General features: G+C 61.0%; 20 protein-coding genes. 13 read left to right on the top strand and 7 right to left on the bottom strand.

Annotation, left to right across the window (positions count from 1 at the left end; translation table 11 throughout):
* Positions 1-48: 48 nt before the first annotated feature.
* Together BLU63_RS03075 and olsB are read right to left on the bottom strand one after the other, a co-directional pair.
* Positions 49-840 (bottom strand): lysophospholipid acyltransferase family protein, encoded by a 792-nt coding sequence (locus BLU63_RS03075; protein ID WP_010462505.1) that lies wholly within the window; start codon positions 838-840, stop codon positions 49-51.
* The gene (gene olsB / locus BLU63_RS03070) at positions 840-1,595 is read right to left on the bottom strand and encodes an L-ornithine N(alpha)-acyltransferase (protein ID WP_010462503.1); all 756 of its coding nucleotides are present in this window, start codon (positions 1,593-1,595) and stop codon (positions 840-842) included. Before olsB ends, BLU63_RS03075 begins: the two co-directional genes overlap by 1 nt.
* Before the next feature lie 154 nt (positions 1,596-1,749).
* On the opposite strand from olsB, the gene BLU63_RS03065 reads away from it, so the two are divergent.
* From BLU63_RS03065 to BLU63_RS03045, 5 genes are all read left to right on the top strand, one after another.
* Entirely contained in the window at positions 1,750-2,628 is an 879-nt protein-coding gene (locus tag BLU63_RS03065; RefSeq protein WP_083374860.1) for an acyl-CoA dehydrogenase middle domain-containing protein, read from the top strand.
* A gap of 172 nt (positions 2,629-2,800) precedes the next feature.
* Positions 2,801-3,895 carry a serine hydrolase domain-containing protein gene (locus BLU63_RS03060; protein ID WP_083374859.1) on the top strand — a complete coding sequence of 365 codons (1,095 nt, stop codon included), beginning with the start codon at positions 2,801-2,803 and terminating at the stop codon, positions 3,893-3,895.
* On the top strand, positions 3,892-4,221 hold the full coding sequence (locus tag BLU63_RS03055) for an amidase (RefSeq protein ID WP_083374858.1): 330 nt from the start codon (positions 3,892-3,894) through the stop codon (positions 4,219-4,221). The genes BLU63_RS03060 and BLU63_RS03055 overlap by 4 nt, the downstream gene beginning before the upstream one ends.
* 105 nt (positions 4,222-4,326) lie before the next feature.
* Positions 4,327-4,917 carry a YceI family protein gene (locus BLU63_RS03050; RefSeq protein WP_010462496.1) on the top strand — a complete coding sequence of 197 codons (591 nt, stop codon included), beginning with the start codon at positions 4,327-4,329 and terminating at the stop codon, positions 4,915-4,917.
* A 1-nt stretch (position 4,918) separates the two neighbouring features.
* The gene (locus BLU63_RS03045; RefSeq protein WP_010462495.1) at positions 4,919-6,076 is read left to right on the top strand and encodes a phospholipase D-like domain-containing protein; all 1,158 of its coding nucleotides are present in this window, start codon (positions 4,919-4,921) and stop codon (positions 6,074-6,076) included.
* A 132-nt stretch (positions 6,077-6,208) separates the two neighbouring features.
* Here the strand turns inward: BLU63_RS03045 and bglX are convergent, their stop codons facing one another.
* Positions 6,209-8,500: a beta-glucosidase BglX gene (gene bglX, locus BLU63_RS03040; RefSeq protein ID WP_083374857.1), complete on the bottom strand. Its 2,292-nt coding sequence runs from the start codon at positions 8,498-8,500 to the stop codon at positions 6,209-6,211.
* 236 nt (positions 8,501-8,736) lie between these two features.
* On the opposite strand from bglX, the gene BLU63_RS03035 reads away from it, so the two are divergent.
* From BLU63_RS03035 to BLU63_RS03020, 4 genes are all read left to right on the top strand, one after another.
* Positions 8,737-9,345 carry a LemA family protein gene (locus BLU63_RS03035; protein WP_010462493.1) on the top strand — a complete coding sequence of 203 codons (609 nt, stop codon included), beginning with the start codon at positions 8,737-8,739 and terminating at the stop codon, positions 9,343-9,345.
* Positions 9,346-9,379: 34 nt separating this feature from the next.
* The gene (locus tag BLU63_RS03030) at positions 9,380-10,129 is read left to right on the top strand and encodes a TPM domain-containing protein (RefSeq protein ID WP_010462491.1); all 750 of its coding nucleotides are present in this window, start codon (positions 9,380-9,382) and stop codon (positions 10,127-10,129) included.
* 28 nt (positions 10,130-10,157) lie between these two features.
* Positions 10,158-10,775 (top strand): TPM domain-containing protein, encoded by a 618-nt coding sequence (locus BLU63_RS03025; RefSeq protein WP_010462489.1) that lies wholly within the window; start codon positions 10,158-10,160, stop codon positions 10,773-10,775.
* Positions 10,776-11,073: 298 nt separating this feature from the next.
* Positions 11,074-12,288 (top strand): class I SAM-dependent methyltransferase, encoded by a 1,215-nt coding sequence (locus BLU63_RS03020; protein WP_083374856.1) that lies wholly within the window; start codon positions 11,074-11,076, stop codon positions 12,286-12,288.
* An 85-nt stretch (positions 12,289-12,373) separates the two neighbouring features.
* Here BLU63_RS03020 and BLU63_RS03015 read toward each other — a convergent pair whose 3' ends face one another.
* A complete protein-coding gene (locus BLU63_RS03015) occupies positions 12,374-13,264 on the bottom strand; it encodes a DMT family transporter (protein ID WP_077749584.1) in 891 nt (296 codons plus the stop codon).
* 279 nt (positions 13,265-13,543) lie between these two features.
* Here BLU63_RS03015 and BLU63_RS03010 point away from each other — a divergent pair, with 279 nt between their 5' ends.
* The 3 genes from BLU63_RS03010 (at position 13,544) to BLU63_RS03000 (ending at position 14,965) form a co-directional block, all read left to right on the top strand.
* Positions 13,544-14,125, top strand: coding sequence for a DJ-1/PfpI family protein (locus BLU63_RS03010; RefSeq protein WP_083374855.1), 582 nt, complete (start codon positions 13,544-13,546; stop codon positions 14,123-14,125).
* 14 nt (positions 14,126-14,139) lie between these two features.
* Positions 14,140-14,445 carry a ribbon-helix-helix domain-containing protein gene (locus tag BLU63_RS03005; RefSeq protein WP_008025707.1) on the top strand — a complete coding sequence of 102 codons (306 nt, stop codon included), beginning with the start codon at positions 14,140-14,142 and terminating at the stop codon, positions 14,443-14,445.
* Positions 14,446-14,620: 175 nt separating this feature from the next.
* Positions 14,621-14,965 carry a YegP family protein gene (locus BLU63_RS03000; RefSeq protein ID WP_010462476.1) on the top strand — a complete coding sequence of 115 codons (345 nt, stop codon included), beginning with the start codon at positions 14,621-14,623 and terminating at the stop codon, positions 14,963-14,965.
* A 144-nt stretch (positions 14,966-15,109) separates the two neighbouring features.
* Here the strand turns inward: BLU63_RS03000 and BLU63_RS02995 are convergent, their stop codons facing one another.
* Positions 15,110-15,997: a dihydrodipicolinate synthase family protein gene (locus BLU63_RS02995; RefSeq protein ID WP_083374854.1), complete on the bottom strand. Its 888-nt coding sequence runs from the start codon at positions 15,995-15,997 to the stop codon at positions 15,110-15,112.
* Positions 15,998-16,026: 29 nt separating this feature from the next.
* The gene (locus tag BLU63_RS02990; protein ID WP_010462472.1) at positions 16,027-16,809 is read right to left on the bottom strand and encodes an aldolase; all 783 of its coding nucleotides are present in this window, start codon (positions 16,807-16,809) and stop codon (positions 16,027-16,029) included.
* 108 nt (positions 16,810-16,917) lie between these two features.
* Between BLU63_RS02990 and BLU63_RS02985 the strand changes: the two genes are divergently transcribed.
* The gene (locus BLU63_RS02985) at positions 16,918-17,460 is read left to right on the top strand and encodes a helix-turn-helix domain-containing protein (protein WP_077749587.1); all 543 of its coding nucleotides are present in this window, start codon (positions 16,918-16,920) and stop codon (positions 17,458-17,460) included.
* 150 nt (positions 17,461-17,610) lie between these two features.
* On the opposite strand, the gene BLU63_RS02980 is transcribed toward BLU63_RS02985, so the two are convergent.
* Positions 17,611-18,630 carry a DUF4917 family protein gene (locus BLU63_RS02980; RefSeq protein ID WP_083374853.1) on the bottom strand — a complete coding sequence of 340 codons (1,020 nt, stop codon included), beginning with the start codon at positions 18,628-18,630 and terminating at the stop codon, positions 17,611-17,613.
* Between the last annotated feature and the right edge of the window lie 123 nt (positions 18,631-18,753).

The raw sequence follows: 18,753 nt of genomic DNA, 5'->3' as shown, positions 1-18,753 counted from the left end.
GCAGGCTCGCTCCCACAAGGTTTTTGGTGTTTCTTCAGGGAGTTTGTTTCACGCCGCGATGGCGGGGCGCAGCGGTTCCGGTTGCGCCTGAGGGATGGCCCCAAACAACGACTTCTGCACCGCCTGCTGTGCCTCGAACGCCAGCGCCGCACGCTCCCGGCCTTCGCAAGCGATCGGCTTGAGCACTTTGATTTCCACTTCCCCGCGATCATTGGCGAACAACCGCATCAAGTGCGACAGCAAATCATCATCGCCAATGAACGGCGCCAGTGAGTCGAGTTCACCGTCACGTAGATAACGAATCGCCACCGGCTGCAGCTTCACTTCAGAATCAATCGCTGCTGACAACAAGCGACCATGAAAGGTACGCAACGAACGTCCATTGGTGGTGGTGCCTTCCGGGAACATCAGCAGTGGGTGTGCCTGCGCCAGGTGGCGCGTCATCTGTTTGCGAATCAGCTGGCTGTCACCCGAGCCGCGACGGATAAACAGGCTGCCGGCCTTGGCCGCCAACCAACCGGCCACCGGCCAGGTGCGCACTTCGGCCTTGGAAAGAAATGACATTGGCGTGAGCATGCCCAGCAACGGAATGTCGGTCCACGACACGTGATTGCTGACCCAAAGCATCGGCTCCTTCGGCAGTTCACCGTGAACCGTCACGCGAAAGGGCAGGGCGTTGCTCAACCGCGCCATGAAAAACCGCGACCAGCGTTGGCGGCGGACCATCGAATGGGCAATGCCCAGCCGCTCGAAAAGCCCGAACACGCTGGCCATGCTCAACCCCAGCGCGACCACCACCAGCACTCGCGCAATCCGCGCGTACACCCGCAACCGGCTCATCAGACTGCCGCCTTGAAGTGCTTGGCATAACGTGGGCAGAGTTCGTCGCGCTTGAGCAGGATGAACACGTCGGCGACCTGGAAGTCTTCGTCCCAGCACGGCTCACCGCAGATCTTCGCGCCCAGACGCATGTAGGCCTTGAGCAGCGGCGGCATTTCGGCGATCACGTTGGACGGGAGGTCCAGGACCGGCAGCGGTTTTTTCGGCTCGGCCCGCAGGTGTTCGGTGCACAGATAACGTTCCCGCAGACGCTGCATGATCGCGTGGGCCTGAATCCCGCCGTCTTGCATCGGAATGCTCGCGCAACCCATCAAATAGCTGTAGCCGCCCTGATTCAGCACTTCGGCCAGTTCGCCCCAGAGCACCGCGATGGTGCCGCCGTTGCGATAAGCCGGGTCGACGCAGGTGCGGCCGATTTCCAGGATCGGGCCTTTCAAGTGGACCAGACCATGGAGGCTGAACTCTTCTTCGCTGTAGAACTTGCCCAGGCTGCTCGCGGCCGTGTGATCGAGCAAACGGGTGGTCGCCACCAGGCGCCCGGTGTTCAAGTCACGCACGCCAATGTGGGCGCAGTGAACATCATAGTCGTCCATGTCCAGACCCAGCTCCGCGCCTTTGAGCTTGGCGTTGAACTCGCCGCTGAAGACGTTGAAGCGCAAGGCCTGGGCTTCCTGCAATGCCTCGGCGCCCACCAGGCGTTCGGCTTGCAGGCGGCGTTCATTGCCGGTGTCGCTGATGCGGGCGATCTGAGTCATGGGAATCTCCGTGCGGGCTGGTCAACCCGTCTTGGGTTAAAGCCGATCGACTTTCTTTATGCAGCCGTGTTGTGCAAAGTCAGGCTATGTAGCCCCGGTGTCATCGCCATGAAGCTTTGGTGATGCTTACATGACAGCCCACAAGGAGCCTCTTATGCCCTGGCAAAACCTGTTGAATCGCCGCGATCGCCTGCCCGTCAACCCGGACCTGGCGGAGGGGTTCGCGACCTTGTTGCACGCGTTGGGCACGGTCACGCCATTGGAACTGGCGGTGGTCGGCGGGCGTTTGATGTCGACGCCGGGGCTGGCGTTTCTGGTGGGCTATCAGGCGGCGCTGCGCATGCTCTGGCCGAGCGCGCCGCTGAGCCTCGGCGCGTTGTGTGCCACCGAACAGCGCAGTCTGCGGGTGGCGGACATGCAGACGCGTCTGAGCGATTTACGCGTGAGTGGGCGCAAGGATTTCGTCACCGCTGGCGATGCGGCCGACTGGCTGCTGGTTGCCGCGCGCAGTGAAGCGTCCGGCGAAACGCCGCGCTTGAGTCTGGCGGTGGTCTATCCCGATGAACCGGGCGTGCGCCTGGAAAAACTCCCGGCCATCGCGCTGATGCCGGACATCAGCCACGGTCGGTTGTTTCTGGACAACGCCCAGTGCGAACTACTCGCGGGGGATGGCTGGGATGCCTACGTCAAACCGTTCCGCACGCTGGAAGACATTTATGTATTGAGCGCGATGACCGCGTGGCTGTATGGGGTGGGGCAGGACAGTGACTGGCCGCAGGCCTTGCAATTGCGGTTGCTGGCGCTGCTGGCCGGGTGCGCGGAAGTCAGCCGGCAGGCGCCGAACAATCTGGCCGGGCATGTGCTGCTGGGGGGATTGTTTGCGCAATTCGAGGGGCTCAAGGCTGAGCTGAACGAGGCTCTGGCTGATGGCCCGCAGCACTGGGCGGCGATGTGGCAGCGTGATCAGAGTGTGATGGATCTGGCGGCGGGGGCCAGAGGCAAGCGATTGGCCAAGGCGTTGGCGGCGATCTGACAGGCCTCTTCGCGGGCAAGTCGGATCGCCGCACCGCTCGCTCCTATATTGGATCGCGAACTCCTGTAGGAGCGAGGCTTGCCCGCGAAGGCGGCCGCATAGGCGACACACATTCCAAAACTGTCATCAACCTCGACTAGGCTCAGCAAGCCCACCCCGCCGAGCCCCCGCCATGTTCAAAGGCTTGCCCCTGATTTTCACGCTGCTGCTCTGCCTCACGGCCCACGCCGAAACCTGGCCCGCCGAGCAATGGTCGACCGGCCCGAACGTCTCCGGCCCCGCACTTCAAGCCCTGGAGACTTACGCCTTCCCGCCTCGCGATGACACCACTCGAAAAGGCATCCGCACCGATGCCTTGCTGGTAATCCGCGACGGCCAACTGATCTACGAACGCTACGCCGGCCCGACCACGGCCGACACCGCGCACCTGACCTGGTCCATCAGCAAAAGCCTGATGGCCACGGTCCTGGGTGTGGCCTATGGCGAGGGCCTTTTCAAACTTGAGGACCCTGCGGTGCGGTTTTACCCGCCGTTGGCGAAACACCCGGCAATGACCCTGGCCGACCTGTTGCACTGGGCTTCAGGCCTGGACTGGCAGGAAGACTACGAATACGCGCCGTTGAAGTCCTCGGTGGTCGCCATGCTCTACACCCTGGGTCATCACGACATGGCGGCGTTCACCGCCGATCACGCTGAGTACGCCAAACCAGGCCAGGCCTTTCGGTACTCCAGTGGCGACAGCAATCTGCTGGCCGCCGCGCTGAAAACCATCGTCGGCCCGGCCCGATACCCGGACTATCCATGGACAGCATTGTTCGAGCCGCTAGGAATTCGCCATGCCGTCTGGGAAACCGATGCCACGGGCACTTTCGTCGCGTCCTCTTATGCCTACCTCACCGCTCGGGACCTGGCGCGCGTCGGCCTGCTGATGGCGCGTGACGGTCGTTGGGGTGATCGACAGCTGCTGCCCAAAGACTGGGTCGCCTTCAACCGCGAACCCTTCGCCCGCTATCAAGCTAATCAGGATGATGCGGTCCCCGGTGGTCATTGGTGGCTCAATCGCGCGGTGGAGGGCGCTGCCCGACCCTGGCCGGATGCTCCGGCCGACACCTTTGCCGCTTTGGGCCATTGGGGGCAGGCGATGTACGTGATTCCCGGCGAACAGCTGGTGATCGTGCGCTACGGCGATGACCGCGACGAGATCTATCAGCACAACGAATTGCTCAAGCTCGCGCTCAAGGCCTTTGCCGGGAAGGTGCAGCCATGAACCGCCACCGTTTTGTTCGTCGCCGACCGTTTAGCGCGCTGATGTTAGTAGCGCTGATAGCCTTGCTCGGCTGGATCTGGCAGGAGCGAGTGGCGTTGTGGGCGTTTCCCGACATCATCAGCGGCTACACCGCCAAGGAATATTGCTCGTGCCGATACGTCATGAAGAACGACGCCGAGTATTGCCACCGCTACGTGAAGCAGTGGTTGCCCACCAGCGGCTTCACCGATGACCCCGCCAGCCAGCGCGTGACCGTCAGCGGCATGGGCCGCAGCAACAGCGCGCAATGGATCGGCGAACACCAAGGCTGCCGCCTGCAACCCTGAACACGCTGGAATTACTTGTGGTGCAGGGCTGTTGTGGCATTAGAGTTTGCAACCTGCCTCAGGGCGGTTAAGGTTCGCTCAGGTTTATTTGCCCCATGAGTCTCTATGTTCAAGCGGTCCCTTTCCAAAACCCTCGCCTTCCTGCTTCTGGCCGGCGCTTCGTTGTCGGCCGAGGCCAATTGGTATCTCGATGGCGAGTCCTCTCGGCTGTCCTTCATCAGCACCAAAAACGCCAACATTTCCGAAGTGCAGCGCTTCCTGGTGTTGCACGGCAAAGTCAGCCCCAAGGGCCTGGCCGAGGTGGAAGTCGAGATGGAGTCGGTGAACAGCGGCATCCCGCTGCGCGACGAACGCATGCGCAAGGAACTGTTTGAGATCCAGACCTTCCCCGAAGCGCTGATCACCGCGCAGATCGATCTGCGCCCGATCAGCGATCTCGCGCCCGGTGCCCAACTGGAGCTGCGCTTGCCGCTGACCGTCAACCTTCACGGTAAAACCCACGAATACAACGCCGAACTGCTGGCGACCCGTCTCGATGACCGGCGCTTCCAGGTGGTGACCCTCGAGCCGATTATCATCAATGCCGAAGACTTCGATCTGGCACCGGGCCTGGAAAGTTTGCGCAAGGTCGCTGGATTGTCGGCCATCAGCCTGTCGGTGCCGGTGGGTGCGGTACTGATTTTCACGGCGCGCTGACATGGCCGGTGCAATCTTTCCCTGGCGTGCAGGCAACCACTTTGAACTGCTGATCGACGGCCCGGAGTTTTTCCCGCGCATGTTGGTCGCGATTGCCCGCGCCGAAGAACAGGTCGAGCTGGAGTTGTATCTGGTGGAAGCGGGCGCCTGTGCCGAGGCCATGGTGCAGGCGTTGGTGCAGGCCGCCGAGCGCGGCGTGCGTGTGCGCTGTCTGTTCGATGACTACGGCAGCCTTGCATTCACCTTGACCTTGCGTCAGCGCCTGATGGCGGCGGGTGTGGAACTGCGTTTCTACAATCGCCTGAGCTGGCGACGCTGGGTCGGTAACTTTTACCGCGATCACCGCAAGCTGTTGCTGGTCGATCAGAGTCTGGCGGTGGTCGGCGGCACGGGCGTCACGGACGAGTTCTGGACGCCGGGCGAAGACACCAGCGAATGGCATGAAGTGATGGTGGAAATCACCGGCCCCTTGGTCATCGACTGGCAGCTGCTGTTCGACCGGCAATGGATCGCCAACCGCCATCGCCGCGCCTGGAGACCTGCGGCGCACTTCGGCCTGCCGCGTCTGCCACGGGTGCCGTCCATGGGCGAAGGGATGGGGCGGGTGGCCTATGCCGACGCCCGCCAGCACCGCGACATCCTGCAATCGCTGATTCGAGCGCTGAACAGCGGTCAGCGGCGGGTCTGGCTGGCCACGCCGTACTTTCTGCCGACCTGGAAAGTCCGCCGTTCATTGCGCAGGGCTGCCGGCCGAGGCGTCGATGTGCGTCTGCTGCTGACCGGGCCACGCACCGATCACCCGTCGGTGCGCTACGCCGGGCATCGTTATTACCCGCGATTGCTCAAGTCCGGGGTGAAGATCTTCGAATACCAGCCGTGTTTCCTGCACCTGAAAATGGTCTTGATCGATGACTGGGTGAGTATCGGCTCATGCAATTTCGATCACTGGAATCTGCGCTTCAATCTGGAAGCCAACCTTGAAGCGTTGGACCCAGGGTTGACGCGTGCGGTAGTGGCGAGTTTCGAGAAGGACTTTGCGCAGAGCCAGGAAGTGAGCCTGGAGGCATGGCAACGCCGGCCACTGTGGCGGCGGGTCAAGCAAAGGGTTTGGGGATGGGTGGATCGGCTGGTGGTGAATCTGCTGGATCGACGCGGATAGTCGTCACACCCAAAATCACTGTGGGAGCGAGCCTGCTCGCGATGGCGGTGTAACAGCCAACAAAGATGTTGAATGTTATGCCCTCATCGCGAGCAGGCTCGCTCCCACAGGTTTATTGCGGTGTGTCAGGGGTTACAGCAATTCAAAGCTCTGCTGCGTCACGTCCTGGGAATCCAGGCCGATCTGCACGTTGAACTTGCCTGGCTCCGCTGCGTATTTGAGCTGGGCATTGAAGAACTTCAGGTCGTCTTCGGTGATGGTGAAGTGCACGACTTTCTGTTCGCCGGCCTTCAGCGTGATTTTCTGGAAGTTCTTCAGTTCCTTGACGGGGCGGATCATCGAGCCGGTCACGTCCTGGATGTACAGCTGCACCACGGTTTCGCCGTCGCGCTTGCCGGTGTTTTTCACCATGACGCTGGCGTCGAGCTTGCCGGTCTTGTTCAGCGTGGTCGACGACAAGGCCATGTCGCTCAGGCTGAAATCGGTGTAGCTCAGGCCGAAACCGAACGGAAACAGCGGGCCGGTGGTGTCATCGAAATACTGCGAGGTGTAGTTGCCCGGTTTGCCCGGCGTGAACGGCCGGCCAATGCTCAGGTGGTTGTAGTAGGTCGGAATCTGGCCCACCGAACGCGGGAAGGTGATCGGCAGTTTGCCCGATGGGTTGTAGTCGCCGAACAGCACGTCCGCGATGGCGTTGCCGCCTTCGGTGCCGCTGAACCAGGTTTCCAGAATCGCGTCAGCCTGTTCCTTCTCTTCGAGAATCGACAGCGGGCGGCCGTTCATCAACACCAGCACCAGCGGTTTGCCGGTGGCTTTCAGCGCCTTGATCAGGTCGCGCTGGTTGGCCGGGATGTTCAGGTCGGTGCGGCTCGACGATTCGTGGGACATGCCACGGGACTCGCCGACAGCGGCAACCACGACATCAGCGTCTTTGGCGGCCTTCACCGCTTCGTCGATCAGCACTTGGGCGGAACGCGGATCATCCACCACTTCCGGCGCATCGAAGTTGAGGAAGTTCAGGTAATCCAGCACTTTCTTGTCGCTGGTGATATTGGCGCCACGGGCGTAGACCAGCTTCGATTTGTCTGAAACAGCGGCGTTCATGCCGTCGAACAAGGTGACCGATTGAGCCGGACGGCCAGCGGCGGCCCAGCTGCCCATCATGTCGATTGGCGCCTTGGCCAACGGACCGACCAGCACGATCTTCGCGGTTTTCTTCAGCGGCAGGGTCTCGCCCTGGTTCTTCAGCAACACCAGGCTGCGGCGCGCGACGTCACGGGCCTCGGCGCGGTGCAGACGGCTTTCGGCGTAGGTGTCGGCCGGATCGTCTTCAGCCTTGCCGATGCGCAGGTACGGGTCCTTGAACAGGCCCATGTCGTACTTGGCGGCGAGCACTTCGCGGACGGCGTTATCGATGTCTTTCTGTTCGATCTCGCCGGCCTTCAACAGTCCCGGCAGCTCTTTGCCGTACAGGGTGTCGTTCATGCTCATGTCGATGCCGGCCTTGATCGCCAGCTTCGCGGCTTCGCGACCGTCACGAGCGACGCCATGCTTGATCAGCTCGAAAATCGCCCCGTGGTCACTGACCGCCAGGCCCTTGAAGCCCCAATCCTTGCGCAGCAGGTCGTTCATCAGCCAGGTGTTGGCGGTGGCCGGCACGCCGTTGATCGAGTTCAGCGCAACCATCACGCCACCCGCGCCCGCGTCGATGGCGGCGCGGTACGGTGGCAGGTAGTCCTGGTACATTTTGACCGGGCTCATGTCGACGACGTTGTAGTCGCGACCGCCCTCGACCGCACCGTACAGGGCAAAGTGCTTGACGCTGGCCATGATGCTATCGGCCGCGTTCGCGCCGGTGCCCTGGAAGGCCCGGACCATGACGCCGGCAATGCGCGACACCAGGTACGTGTCTTCGCCGAAGCCTTCGGAGGTGCGGCCCCAACGTGGGTCACGGGAAATGTCGACCATCGGCGCGAACGTGATGTCGAGGCTGTCTGCCGCGGCTTCCTTGGCGGCGATGCGCCCGGACAGACCGATGGCGTCCATGTCCCAGCTCGAGGCCAGGGCAATCGGGATCGGGAAAATCGTGCGGTGACCGTGGATCACGTCATAGGCGAAGAACATCGGGATCTTCAACCGGCTGCGCATGGCCGCGTCCTGCATCGGACGGTTTTCCGCGCGCGTGATCGAATTGAAGGTGCCGCCGATGTTGCCGGCGGCGATTTCCTTGCGGATCATCTCCCGAGGCATCTCAGGGCCGATGCTGATCAGGCGCAACTGGCCGATCTTTTCATCGAGGGTCATTTGTTTCATCAGGTCAGTGATGAAAGCGTCCTTGTTCTCCAAAGGTGCGGGCGTCGTGGCGGCCAATACGGTATGACTGGCCAGGCTGACGAACAGGCCCAGCAAACACAGCTTCTTCATGAATAGTTTTCTCAAAGGCCTAAACGGCAGTGAATACGCGCCGATCAGCCAAAATTTAGGGAGCGACTATTGTTGTTCAGGTAAATGCAGCACACTTCTGCAGCGTTTGGCGCTGGGGCATCTTTTAGCCCATTGGCTCGATGCAATCCAGTGGCGGGGGCAGATTATGCCCCAAGAGACCGCTCAGAAGGTCGCTGGTTGTTTTTCAACGGAAGGTGCAAGGGAGCGTCAACCAGATGAATGTACGACACCACACTCGGTCGAGCCTGCAGGTTGCAGCCTTGATGTTGCTCACCACGCTGCTGGCGGGCTGCGGCATCAACAACATTCCTACCCTCGACGAACAGGCCAAGGCTGCCTGGGGCCAGGTGCAGAACCAGTACCAGCGCCGCGCCGACCTGATCCCCAACCTGGTGGAAACCGTCAAGGGCTACGCCAAACATGAGGAAGAAACCCTGACCGCGGTGATCGAAGCCCGAGCCAAGGCGACCTCGATCCAGGTGGATGCCAGCACCCTGGACAACCCGGAAAAACTCAAGCAGTTCCAGCAGGCGCAGGATCAGCTGACCGGCGCCTTGAGCCGTTTGATGGTGGTGTCCGAACGTTACCCGGACCTCAAGGCCAACCAGAATTTCCTTGCGTTGCAATCGCAGCTCGAGGGCACCGAGAATCGCATCGCCGTGGCGCGTCGCGACTTTATCCTCGCGGTGCAGAAGTACAACACCGAAATCCGCACCTTCCCGGGTCGCCTGTGGCACACGGTGATGTACAGCGATTTGCCGATCCGCGAAACCTTCGAGGCCACCAGCCCCGATGCCGAAAAAGCGCCAGAAGTGAAGTTCTGATCGGCTTGACGCGTCACCACGGATGAGGTTGCCAATGCGCGTGTTGAAAGTGGGCCTGGTGCTGGTGCTGTGGGTGTTTGCCCTGACAGCCCAGGCCGAGTTGAAGTTTCCGCAGCTGACCGGACGGGTGGTGGATAACGCCCAGATGATCGAGCCGTCGGTTCGTGAGCAACTGACGCAGCAGCTCCAGGCCCATGAAAAAGCCACGGGCGAGCAGTTGGTCGTGGTGACGTTGCCGAACTTGCAGGGCACCGACATTGCCGATTTCGGCTATCAGCTGGGGCGCTACTGGGGCATCGGCCAGAAGGATAAAAACACCGGCGCGTTGCTGATCGTTGCGCGCGATGATCGTAAATTGCGCATCGAAGTCGGTTACGGCCTGGAAGATCGCCTGACCGATGCGCAGAGCTCGGTGATCATCAACCAGGTGATCACGCCAGCGTTCAAGACCGGCAACTTCAGCAAGGGCATCAGCGACGGGGTCGCTGCGATGCTGGTGGTGCTGGGCGGCAATCCGCTGGATGAACCGTCGACGGTCTATGAGCCGCGAGGGGATGAGGGCGACGATTTCGTATCCCGCCATCCGGGCGTGTTCGTGTTCCTGGTGTTGCTGTTTATCCTGACGATTTTCGTCTGCCAGATGCTCGGTATCCTGCCCAGCGGCGGCGGTGGCCGAGGCAGTTCAGGGGGCGGTTTCGGCGGTGGAGGTTTCGGCGGCGGTGGCGGGGGCTTCAGCGGGGGTGGCGGCAGTTTCGGGGGCGGCGGTTCGTCGGGCGGCTGGTGAGCATAATAATGAACGGGCACTTTTAGACATGGCATTACTGACTGAACACGAACAACGCAAAGTCGCCGAGGCGATTGCCCGGGTCGAGCGCGACACTGACGCCGAACTGGTGACGGTGCTCGCGGCCCGCGCCGACGACTACGCGTACATCCCGCTGCTCTGGGCCAGCCTGCTGGCGCTGGTGGTGCCGGGTATCGTGCATTACCTGACAGGCTGGCTGACCCTGCACAGTTTGCTGCTGGTGCAATGGATCACGTTCATCGTGCTGTGCCTGGTGTTCCGGATTCCGAAAGTCACCACCCACCTGATCCCGCGCTCGGTGCGGCATTGGCGAGCGTCAAATCTGGCGCGCCGGCAGTTTCTGGAGCAGAACCTGCACCACACGGTGGGCAGCACCGGGATGCTGATTTTTGTCTGCGAGGCTGAGCGGTACGTGGAAATTCTGGTGGATGAAGGGATTTCCAAGCGGCTGGACAACAAGAACTGGGACGCGATCGTTGCGGCGTTTACTCAACAGGTGAAGCAGGGCCAGACATTGCAGGGGTTTGTGACGTGCGTCGAGGCGTGCGGCGAGCTGCTCAAGGTGCATGTGCCGGTGACGCACGTGCGCAATGAGTTGCCGAATCGGTTGGTGGTGTTGGGCTGATTTCACTTCTGGAATTGATACACCTTCTGTGGGGAGAGGGCTTTTGTGGCGAGGGAGCTTGCTCCCGCTGGGGCGCGAAGCGGCCCCCCAAACCAGGCAATGCGGTCATTCAGATAAGGGGGTAGGGCTGCTTCGCAGCCCAGCGGGAGCAAGCTCCCTCGCCACACAAGCCCACTCAACCCAGTAGCGTTTTTGCTTCGGGTTTCGCACCGTTCGGGAAATTACCCGTGCCCTCGTATGCCATCCCCCCTAAAATACCCGCCATTCCCGATCCGCTCCGCCCGAGGCCGTTTTTTCCATGTCTGTCACCGCCACTCCCGCCAGCCTCGCGCCGGATCACCACGCTCAGTTCATCGACCTGCTGCAAACCAGCCTCGACCAGAATGCCTTCATCAAACTGGTCCTGGCCAAGTACGTCGGCGCCGAAGCCGATTTGCAGCGGTTGATCATCAAGCAACTGACGGTCAAGGATCAGCCCTGCCTGTCCTTCGTCTACCGCTACAAGACCCGCGACATCACCAAGAACCTGCCGCTCGCCGAGGGCGTGGCGACCATCGGCGCGCTGTTGCCGGCCTCGTTCAAAAATGCGCATTTACTGTCGTTGACTGACGAAGCCCAGCTCGAATACAGCAAAAAGGGCAAGTCTTCGCTGTTCAAGAGCAAACCTCAGCAATTGCGCGAAGTGCCGTCCGCCGAGCATAACCGCGAGAAGAACCGTTTCCTCGACCTGAACCGGCCGTTCCTCGCTGACCTCGGCGTGACAAACAGCAAGCACGAGCTGATCCCGGCGATGTCGCGCAAGTGGAAGCAGATCAACAAGTTCATCGAAGTCTTCAGCCATGCGCTGACCACCTCGCCCTTGGCCCTGGATAAGCCGGTGCAGGTGGCGGATTTCGGTTCGGGCAAGGGATACCTGACCTTTGCGATCCACGACTACCTGCGCAACACCTTGAAGGCCGAAGCCGTGGTGACCGGCGTCGAGTTGCGCGAAGAAATGGTCAACCTGTGCAATGCCGCCGCCGCCAAGCTTGAGCATCCGGGGCTGGTGTTCAAGTGCGGTGACGTGCGAAGCGTCGCGCCGAGCGAGCTGGACGTGATGATCGCGCTGCACGCCTGCGACATCGCCACCGACTACGCGATTCACACCGGCATCCGCTCCGGCGCCTCGATCATCATGTGCTCGCCGTGCTGCCACAAACAGATCCGCCTGCAAATCCAGAGCCCGGCGCTGCTCAAGCCGATGCTGCAATACGGTCTGCACCTGGGCCAGCAAGCGGAAATGGTCACCGACAGCCTGCGAGCGCTGTTCCTGGAAGCCAGTGGTTATGAAACCAAGGTGTTCGAGTTCATCTCACTGGACCACACCAACAAGAACAAGATGATCCTGGCGGTCAAGCGCGCCGAGCCGGTCGACCCGGCCCAGCTGTTGGTGAAGATCCAGGAGCTGAAGGATTTCTACCACATCAGCGAACATTGCCTGGAAACCCTGCTGCGGGCTGACGGCTACCTCTAAAACACCGCATGACCCTGTAGGAGCCAGGCTTGCCGGCGAAGGCGATAGTGCCGACGCCTTCGCCGGCAAGCCTGGCTCCTAAAGGTCACGTGGTGGCAATGCGGGCGGGTTTGATGGCGGTCTTGCGTCCGAGCATCACCGTCACGATCACTCCGGCGGCAAACAGCCAGGTGATCGGCTCGATATGTTCACCAAAAAACAGCGCCGAAAACGCGATGGTGAAGAAGATCTGCAACAGCTGGATCTGACTGACTCGGGCAATGCCGCCCATCGCCAACCCGGCGTACCAGGCAAAGAACCCGATGAACTGCGAGAACAGCGAAACATAACCAAACGCCCACCAGGTCTTGGCGGAAATTTCGCCCTGGTGTTGCAGCGCCAAATACACCACCGGTCCGATCAGCAGCGGCGTCGATAACACCAGCGCCCAGCAGATCACCTGCCAGCCGCCCATCTCCTTGGCCAACCGGCCGCCCTCGGCATAACCCAGGCCGCCCACGGCAATCGCCCCGAGCATCAGCAAATCACCGGCCTGAATACTGCCGGCCCCGCTGATCAGCGCATAACCCAACACCAGCGCACTGCCCAACGCCGCGCAGGCCCAGAAGGCTTTCGACGGTCGTTCGTGGGACAACCACGCGGCGTACAGCGCGACGCACAGCGGCTGCAAACCGTTGACCAGTGCGCCATGGGAGGCCGGCAAGGTTTGCATGGCCCAGGCCGACAACACCGGAAAACCGAGGATCACGCCTGCGATCACCAGTGTCAGGCCTTTGACCTGTTTCCAGGTCGGCCATTTTTCCCGGCGCCACAGCAACAACATCGCCGCCGGCACCGCCGCAAACAGCGCCCGGCCCAGGCCGTTGAGCAGCGGATGAAGTTCCTGCACGACGATCCGCGTGAAGGGCAAGGTGAGGCTGAAGATCACAACGCCGAGCAGGCCGAGGGCCATGCCGGTGTTTTCGCGCGAGGACATGATGGGGGACCAGAATGTTAGGTGGCGGGAAGAGACTTCATCTAGCCATAAACCACGGGGATCGCGCTGTTACAGATAGGCGCAGAGTTATCCGTACAGTTGAAGGGCGCCTTCGCGGGCAAGCCTCGCTCCTACAGGTATGGTGGTGCCTTTGTAGGAGCGAGGCTTGCCCGCGAAAAACGATAACGCGGTCTATCAGGTAGTAGCTGGTTATTACCCGACCCCACGGATAAGGACTACCTTGAATACTCCGATGCATTTCCCAGAGGAGTCCTCCCCATGGCTGCCAAGAAAATTCTGATGCTGGTCGGCGATTACGTCGAAGACTACGAAGTGATGGTGCCTTTCCAGGCGCTGCTGATGGTCGGCCACACGGTGCACGCCGTGTGCCCGGACAAATCCGAGGGCCAGACTGTGCGCACGGCGATTCACGACTTCGAAGGCGACCAGACCTACAGCGAAAAACCCGGTCACTTGTTTGCCCTGAACTTCGATTTCGCCAAAGTCGCTGAATCCGACTACGACGCGCTGCTGATCCCCGGCGGTCGTGCGCCGGAATACCTGCGCCTGAACGAAAAAGTCCTGGAGCTGGTGCGCGCATTCGACAAGGCCGGCAAACCGATCGCTGCCGTGTGTCACGGTGCCCAATTGCTGGCGGCAGCGGGGATTCTCGAAGGTCGCGAGTGCAGCGCTTACCCGGCGTGCGCGCCGGAAGTGCGTCTGGCGGGCGGTACGTTTATCGATATTCCGGTGACGGAAGGCCACGTACAAGGCAATCTGGCCACTGCGCCCGCCTGGCCGGCGCACCCAAGCTGGCTCGCCGGTTTCCTTGGGTTGCTGGGCACCAAAATCACGCTGTAACGAGGGGCTTTTCCATGTGCGAGCTGTACGTCAAAGCTGATCCGATTCTCTACGAATCGCGCTCCCGCTCGCTGCGCATCTGCGGGGTGGTCACCACCCTGCGCCTGGAGAATCAGTTCTGGGACATCCTCAGCGAAATCGCCGAGGTCGACGGCATGACCACCAACCAGTTGATCGCCAAGCTGTATGAAGAGGTGATGGACTACCGCGGCGAAGTGGTGAATTTCGCCTCGTTCTTGCGGGTGAGTTGTACGCGGTATCTGAGTCAGCGACGGGTACAGGCGCCGGAGTTGTCGGTGGTGCGGGCGGTGGTGAAATAGGGTTGGTTTTGCGCTGGCCTTACCGGCCCCATCGCGAGCAGGCTCGCTCCCACGGGGGAACGCATTCCAATGTGGAAGCGAGCCTGCTCGCGATGGCGGTGTTACAGGCGACAGATGTCCCGGGCTGGTCTTTACTCTGAAGCGCGAGACCACTCAATCGCCAAGGAGAAAGAGCATGTCCGGATGGTACGAAGTGAGCAAAAGCAGCAACGGTCAGTTCAAGTTTGTACTGAAAGCCGCCAACGCCGAAACCATTCTGACCAGCGAGCTGTACACCACTCGCGGTGCTGCCGACAACGGCATTGCTTCGGTGCAGAAGAACAGCCCGCTGGATGAGCGCTACGAAAAGAAAACCACCAAGGATGGCCATCCTTACTTCAATCTCAAGGCCGGTAACCACGAGATCATCGGCAGCAGCGAGACCTACTCTTCCGCTGGTGCGATGGATAAAGGCATCGCCAGCGTCAAGGCCAACGGGCCGACCACCGTGATCAAGGACAAGACCTTGCCGGTGCTTTGATCGCTCCCTTCAGGACCAACACAATTCCCCCCGTAGGAGCGAACCTGCTCGCGATAGCGGCTTAACATTCGACGAAGATGTTGAATGTCAGTCCGCCATCGCGAACAGGCTCACTCCCACATGGGTTTTGTGTGCGGCTTTAGATCAGCGCAAGGCTTTCAGCAAGTCTTGCAACTGGCTGATCCCGGCCTCGCCGAGTGGAAACACCGGCAACCGCGGATCGCCCACTTCCAGCCCGGTCGCACGCAGCCCCGCCTTGATCGTCGCCGGCAAGCCACCCTTGAGGATGAAGTCCAGCAGCGGCAACTGGCGATAGAACAGTTCACGCGCCTTGCCCAGGTCGTTCGCCAGAACTGCGTCATACAGATCCAGATTGAGCTGCGGAATCAGGTTCGGCGCCGCTGTGCACCAACCTTTCGCACCCGCCGCGAACGCTTCCAGCGCCAGCGGGTTGCAGCCGTTGTAGAACGGCACCCGGCCTTCGCCGAGCAGTTGCAGCTTGTGCATGCGCTGGATGTCGCCGGTGCTCTCCTTGACCATGGTCACGTTCTCCACGGCGTTGACGATCCGCAGGATCAGGTCCACCGACATGTCGGTGCCGCTGGTGGCCGGGTTGTTATAGAGCATGACCGGGACGCCGATGCTGTCGCCGATGGCGCGGTAGTGGGCGAGGATTTCCGCTTCGCTGAGTTTCCAGTAGGACGTCGGCAGCACCATCACCACATCGGCGCCATGGGCTTCGGCGAAACGGGCGCGGCGCACGGCTTTGGCGGTGGTCAGGTCGGACACGCTGACGATGGTCGGCACGCGCCTGGCCACATGCTTGATGCTGAATTCGCTGACCTGATCCCACTCCGCATCGCTCAGGTAAGCGCCTTCGCCGGTGCTGCCCAGTGGCGCGATGGAATGGACGCCGCCGTCGATCAAGCGGTCGATGGAACGCCCGAGTGCGTCGAGATCGACGCCTTCGCCATTGGCGGTGAATGGGGTGATGGTGTAGCCGATGATGCCGTGAATGGCGGGGGTCGACATGTCGTGTCTCCTTCATGAAATGGGTGGGTTCAGTTCAGGCAATCGGCGTGTTGACGCAGGTGCTGCCGGGCGTAGTAGTTGAACGCGGCGCCGTGGCGCTTGGGTTTCGAGATCCAGTCATGGGCTTCGCGGCCCAGGTCCGGCAGGATCGGTTTGATGGTCCCGGCACTCATCGCCAGCAGTTGCAGCTTTGCGGCACGCTCGATCAGCTGAGCAATGACACAGGCTTCTTCGATGGTCGTGCCGGTGGACAACTGGCCGTGGTGCGACAGCAGGATGGCCCGTTTGTCGCCCAGTGCACCGGCGATCAAATCACCTTCTTCGTTGCCCACCGGTACGCCCGGCCAGCCTTCTAGAAACGCGCAATCGTCGTAGAGCGGGCACAGGTCCATGTGGGAAATCTGCAGCGGCACTTCGAGCATCGACAGCGCCGCGACGTGGGTCGGGTGCGTGTGAATGATGCAGTTCACGTCGGGCCGGGCGCGGTACACCCAACTGTGGAAACGGTTGGCCGGGTTGGGCATGCCGTGGCCTTCGAGCACTTCCAGGTCTTCGTTGACCAGCAGCAGATTGCTCGCGGTGATCTCGTCAAAACCCAGGCCCAGTTGTTGAGTGTAATAGGTGCCAGGCTGAGGGCCACGGGCGGTGATTTGCCCGGCCAGGCCGGAGTCGTGACCATTTTCAAATAGAATCCGGCAGGTCAGGGCCAGCTTTTGCCGGTCGGTCCACGTATTATCCGCCAGGGTGTTTTGCATCTGGGTCAACGCTTGCTTGACCAATTGCTCTTTGGGTAATGCTAAGGTCTTGGCCATCTCGGTGTCCTTGGGTGGTTCATGCAAATGACACAGCAGAGGCTATATGACACTTTGTGTCATAGGCAAGGGCAAATCGTCGCCTCCTTGATGGATTAATCGTTCTTCATGTCTATCCGTTTGAAATTACTTAGAAAAAAACTTGGCGTGACGCTGGAGGCCCTGGCCGAAAAATCCGGCATGACCAAGAGCTATCTGTCGAAAGTCGAGCGCGGGCTGAATACGCCGTCGATCGCGGCTGCCCTGAAACTGGCCAAGGCGCTGAACGTGAAGGTCGAGGAGTTGTTCTCCGAAGACAACATCAGCCTCGACAGCTACAGCCTGGTGCGCAGCGACGAGCGCCAGTCCCTGGCGGCCAACGATGAAAGCCCCGGCTACGCGGTGCTGGCCCACCAGGTCAGCGAGCGCAGCCTGCTGCCGTTCATGATTTATCCGCCGACAGAATTCGCGGATAAAACCTTCAAGGAACACGTGGGGGAAGAGTTTCTGTTCGTCCACGAAGGGCAGGTGGAAGTGGACTTCATGAACGAGCGCGTGCTGCTCAATCGCGGGGATGCGCTGCACTTCAATGCGCAGAAACCGCACCGGATTCGCTCAGTGGGGGAGGCTCAGGCGCAGTTGCTGGTGGTGGTGCATAGCGCTGAGGAATGAAGTTGCGGTGCTGTTGTGGCGAGGGAGCTTGCTCCCGCTCGGCTGCGAAGCGGTCGTAAAACCTGACAATGCGTTTTCTCTGAAAGAATGCAGGGGCCGCTTCGCAGCCCAGCGGGAGCAAGCTCCCTCGCCACAGGTTCGGTGTTCGCTTCAGACCTCGACGGGAACTGTGAGCTTCGGGCTGCCGAGCGCATGGGTCTTCGAATCAAAAAACCGCAGTTCTGACCCCGTTCCCTCAAACACCTTCGTGTAATGCCGCTTCTGATGCTGGATAAACGCCTTGCTGCGCGGGTAAATCGAGATTGCCACTACCTTGGGTTTCGCCTGGCGCAACGCATGGATGATGTGGCTGTCCTGCTCGCCCAAGGCATGCCCGAACAGGCATAACCCCTCACCATGGCTCAGCAACTGGTCATAGCAAAACGACAGATAATCCGAGCTGCGAATGGTCTTGAGCTTGTCCTGCGCCGGCCCTTCGTTGACGAACAGCGGCACATCGTCCAGCGTCTTGATGGTGTTGTTGATGGCGAAACTGCCCAGCAATGTGCCCTCCGTCGACATCAGCTTGCGCGCCGTGCCGTCCTGATTGCGCACCAGGTGCAGGCCACCGTGCAGGTACAACAAACGGGTTTTATCGGTCGCCGTGGCGCTCAAATCAAAACCCGGTTCGGCGCCCTGGAACAGATCGGTGATGGCATCCGGCTGATGCTGGATCGCCCAGTAGTTGAGCAAGTCGTAATTGGTGGTGAACACCGTTCGATAGCGGCCCAGTTCCTGACTGATGGCGGCCAGGGTCGACGGGACCACAAGCCGCCACGGGATGTGCACCGCGTGGACTGTGTTGATCAGCGCTTCCTTGATCGCGTAGTAACGATTACGCGGCGCCGCGGAGCTGACGGCCAGGGCCTTGTTGACCCGGCTGGTGATTTTCAGCGCACTCAGCACCTGTTCGAAACTGCGGGTCTGCATGGCGTCGAACACGCTCAGCTCGGACTGGCTCAGGGGTTTTTCTTCGACGGTGCGGGCATTTTCGAACAGCGAGTCGTAGCCGAAGTCGTCCCACACCGCACGGCTGGCACCGTTGCCGACCAGCAAACCGCTGAACGAGGCGGTGGCGCGCAAGGCGTTCCAGTCTTCAAGTTGGGCATCAACATCCTGGAAATCGGTCATTGCGGTCAAAGTCTCAAAGCAAAAGGTCTGATGGGCGGCGACTTTATCACGACCGGGACTTGAGCCAGATCAAGTTACTGCCTGCCCGAAGCGTCGATCCTGTGCGCACCCGCCGGATCGGCA

The sequence above is a fragment of the Pseudomonas mandelii genome (assembly GCF_900106065.1).
Taxonomy (GTDB): domain Bacteria; phylum Pseudomonadota; class Gammaproteobacteria; order Pseudomonadales; family Pseudomonadaceae; genus Aquipseudomonas; species Aquipseudomonas mandelii.
Note: the sequence above shows the minus strand (reverse complement) of the source record. Positions and strands in the feature narration are given on the sequence as shown.

What these genes read in the sequence shown, in the direction of transcription:
- BLU63_RS02985 (WP_077749587.1), top strand. Translation starts at nt 16,918, where the DNA reads ATGTCTATCCGTTTGAAATTACTTAGAAAAAAACTTGGCGTGACGCTG.
- BLU63_RS03055 (WP_083374858.1), top strand. Translation starts at nt 3,892, where the DNA reads ATGAACCGCCACCGTTTTGTTCGTCGCCGACCGTTTAGCGCGCTGATG.
- BLU63_RS02990 (WP_010462472.1), bottom strand. Translation starts at nt 16,809, where the DNA reads ATGGCCAAGACCTTAGCATTACCCAAAGAGCAATTGGTCAAGCAAGCG.
- BLU63_RS03030 (WP_010462491.1), top strand. Translation starts at nt 9,380, where the DNA reads ATGCGCGTGTTGAAAGTGGGCCTGGTGCTGGTGCTGTGGGTGTTTGCC.
- BLU63_RS03050 (WP_010462496.1), top strand. Translation starts at nt 4,327, where the DNA reads ATGTTCAAGCGGTCCCTTTCCAAAACCCTCGCCTTCCTGCTTCTGGCC.
- BLU63_RS02995 (WP_083374854.1), bottom strand. Translation starts at nt 15,997, where the DNA reads ATGTCGACCCCCGCCATTCACGGCATCATCGGCTACACCATCACCCCA.
- BLU63_RS03000 (WP_010462476.1), top strand. Translation starts at nt 14,621, where the DNA reads ATGTCCGGATGGTACGAAGTGAGCAAAAGCAGCAACGGTCAGTTCAAG.
- BLU63_RS03010 (WP_083374855.1), top strand. Translation starts at nt 13,544, where the DNA reads ATGGCTGCCAAGAAAATTCTGATGCTGGTCGGCGATTACGTCGAAGAC.
- BLU63_RS02980 (WP_083374853.1), bottom strand. Translation starts at nt 18,630, where the DNA reads ATGACCGATTTCCAGGATGTTGATGCCCAACTTGAAGACTGGAACGCC.
- BLU63_RS03060 (WP_083374859.1), top strand. Translation starts at nt 2,801, where the DNA reads ATGTTCAAAGGCTTGCCCCTGATTTTCACGCTGCTGCTCTGCCTCACG.
- BLU63_RS03020 (WP_083374856.1), top strand. Translation starts at nt 11,074, where the DNA reads ATGTCTGTCACCGCCACTCCCGCCAGCCTCGCGCCGGATCACCACGCT.
- BLU63_RS03005 (WP_008025707.1), top strand. Translation starts at nt 14,140, where the DNA reads ATGTGCGAGCTGTACGTCAAAGCTGATCCGATTCTCTACGAATCGCGC.
- bglX (WP_083374857.1), bottom strand. Translation starts at nt 8,500, where the DNA reads ATGAAGAAGCTGTGTTTGCTGGGCCTGTTCGTCAGCCTGGCCAGTCAT.
- BLU63_RS03065 (WP_083374860.1), top strand. Translation starts at nt 1,750, where the DNA reads ATGCCCTGGCAAAACCTGTTGAATCGCCGCGATCGCCTGCCCGTCAAC.
- BLU63_RS03075 (WP_010462505.1), bottom strand. Translation starts at nt 840, where the DNA reads ATGAGCCGGTTGCGGGTGTACGCGCGGATTGCGCGAGTGCTGGTGGTG.
- BLU63_RS03045 (WP_010462495.1), top strand. Translation starts at nt 4,919, where the DNA reads ATGGCCGGTGCAATCTTTCCCTGGCGTGCAGGCAACCACTTTGAACTG.
- BLU63_RS03035 (WP_010462493.1), top strand. Translation starts at nt 8,737, where the DNA reads ATGAATGTACGACACCACACTCGGTCGAGCCTGCAGGTTGCAGCCTTG.
- olsB (WP_010462503.1), bottom strand. Translation starts at nt 1,595, where the DNA reads ATGACTCAGATCGCCCGCATCAGCGACACCGGCAATGAACGCCGCCTG.
- BLU63_RS03015 (WP_077749584.1), bottom strand. Translation starts at nt 13,264, where the DNA reads ATGTCCTCGCGCGAAAACACCGGCATGGCCCTCGGCCTGCTCGGCGTT.
- BLU63_RS03025 (WP_010462489.1), top strand. Translation starts at nt 10,158, where the DNA reads ATGGCATTACTGACTGAACACGAACAACGCAAAGTCGCCGAGGCGATT.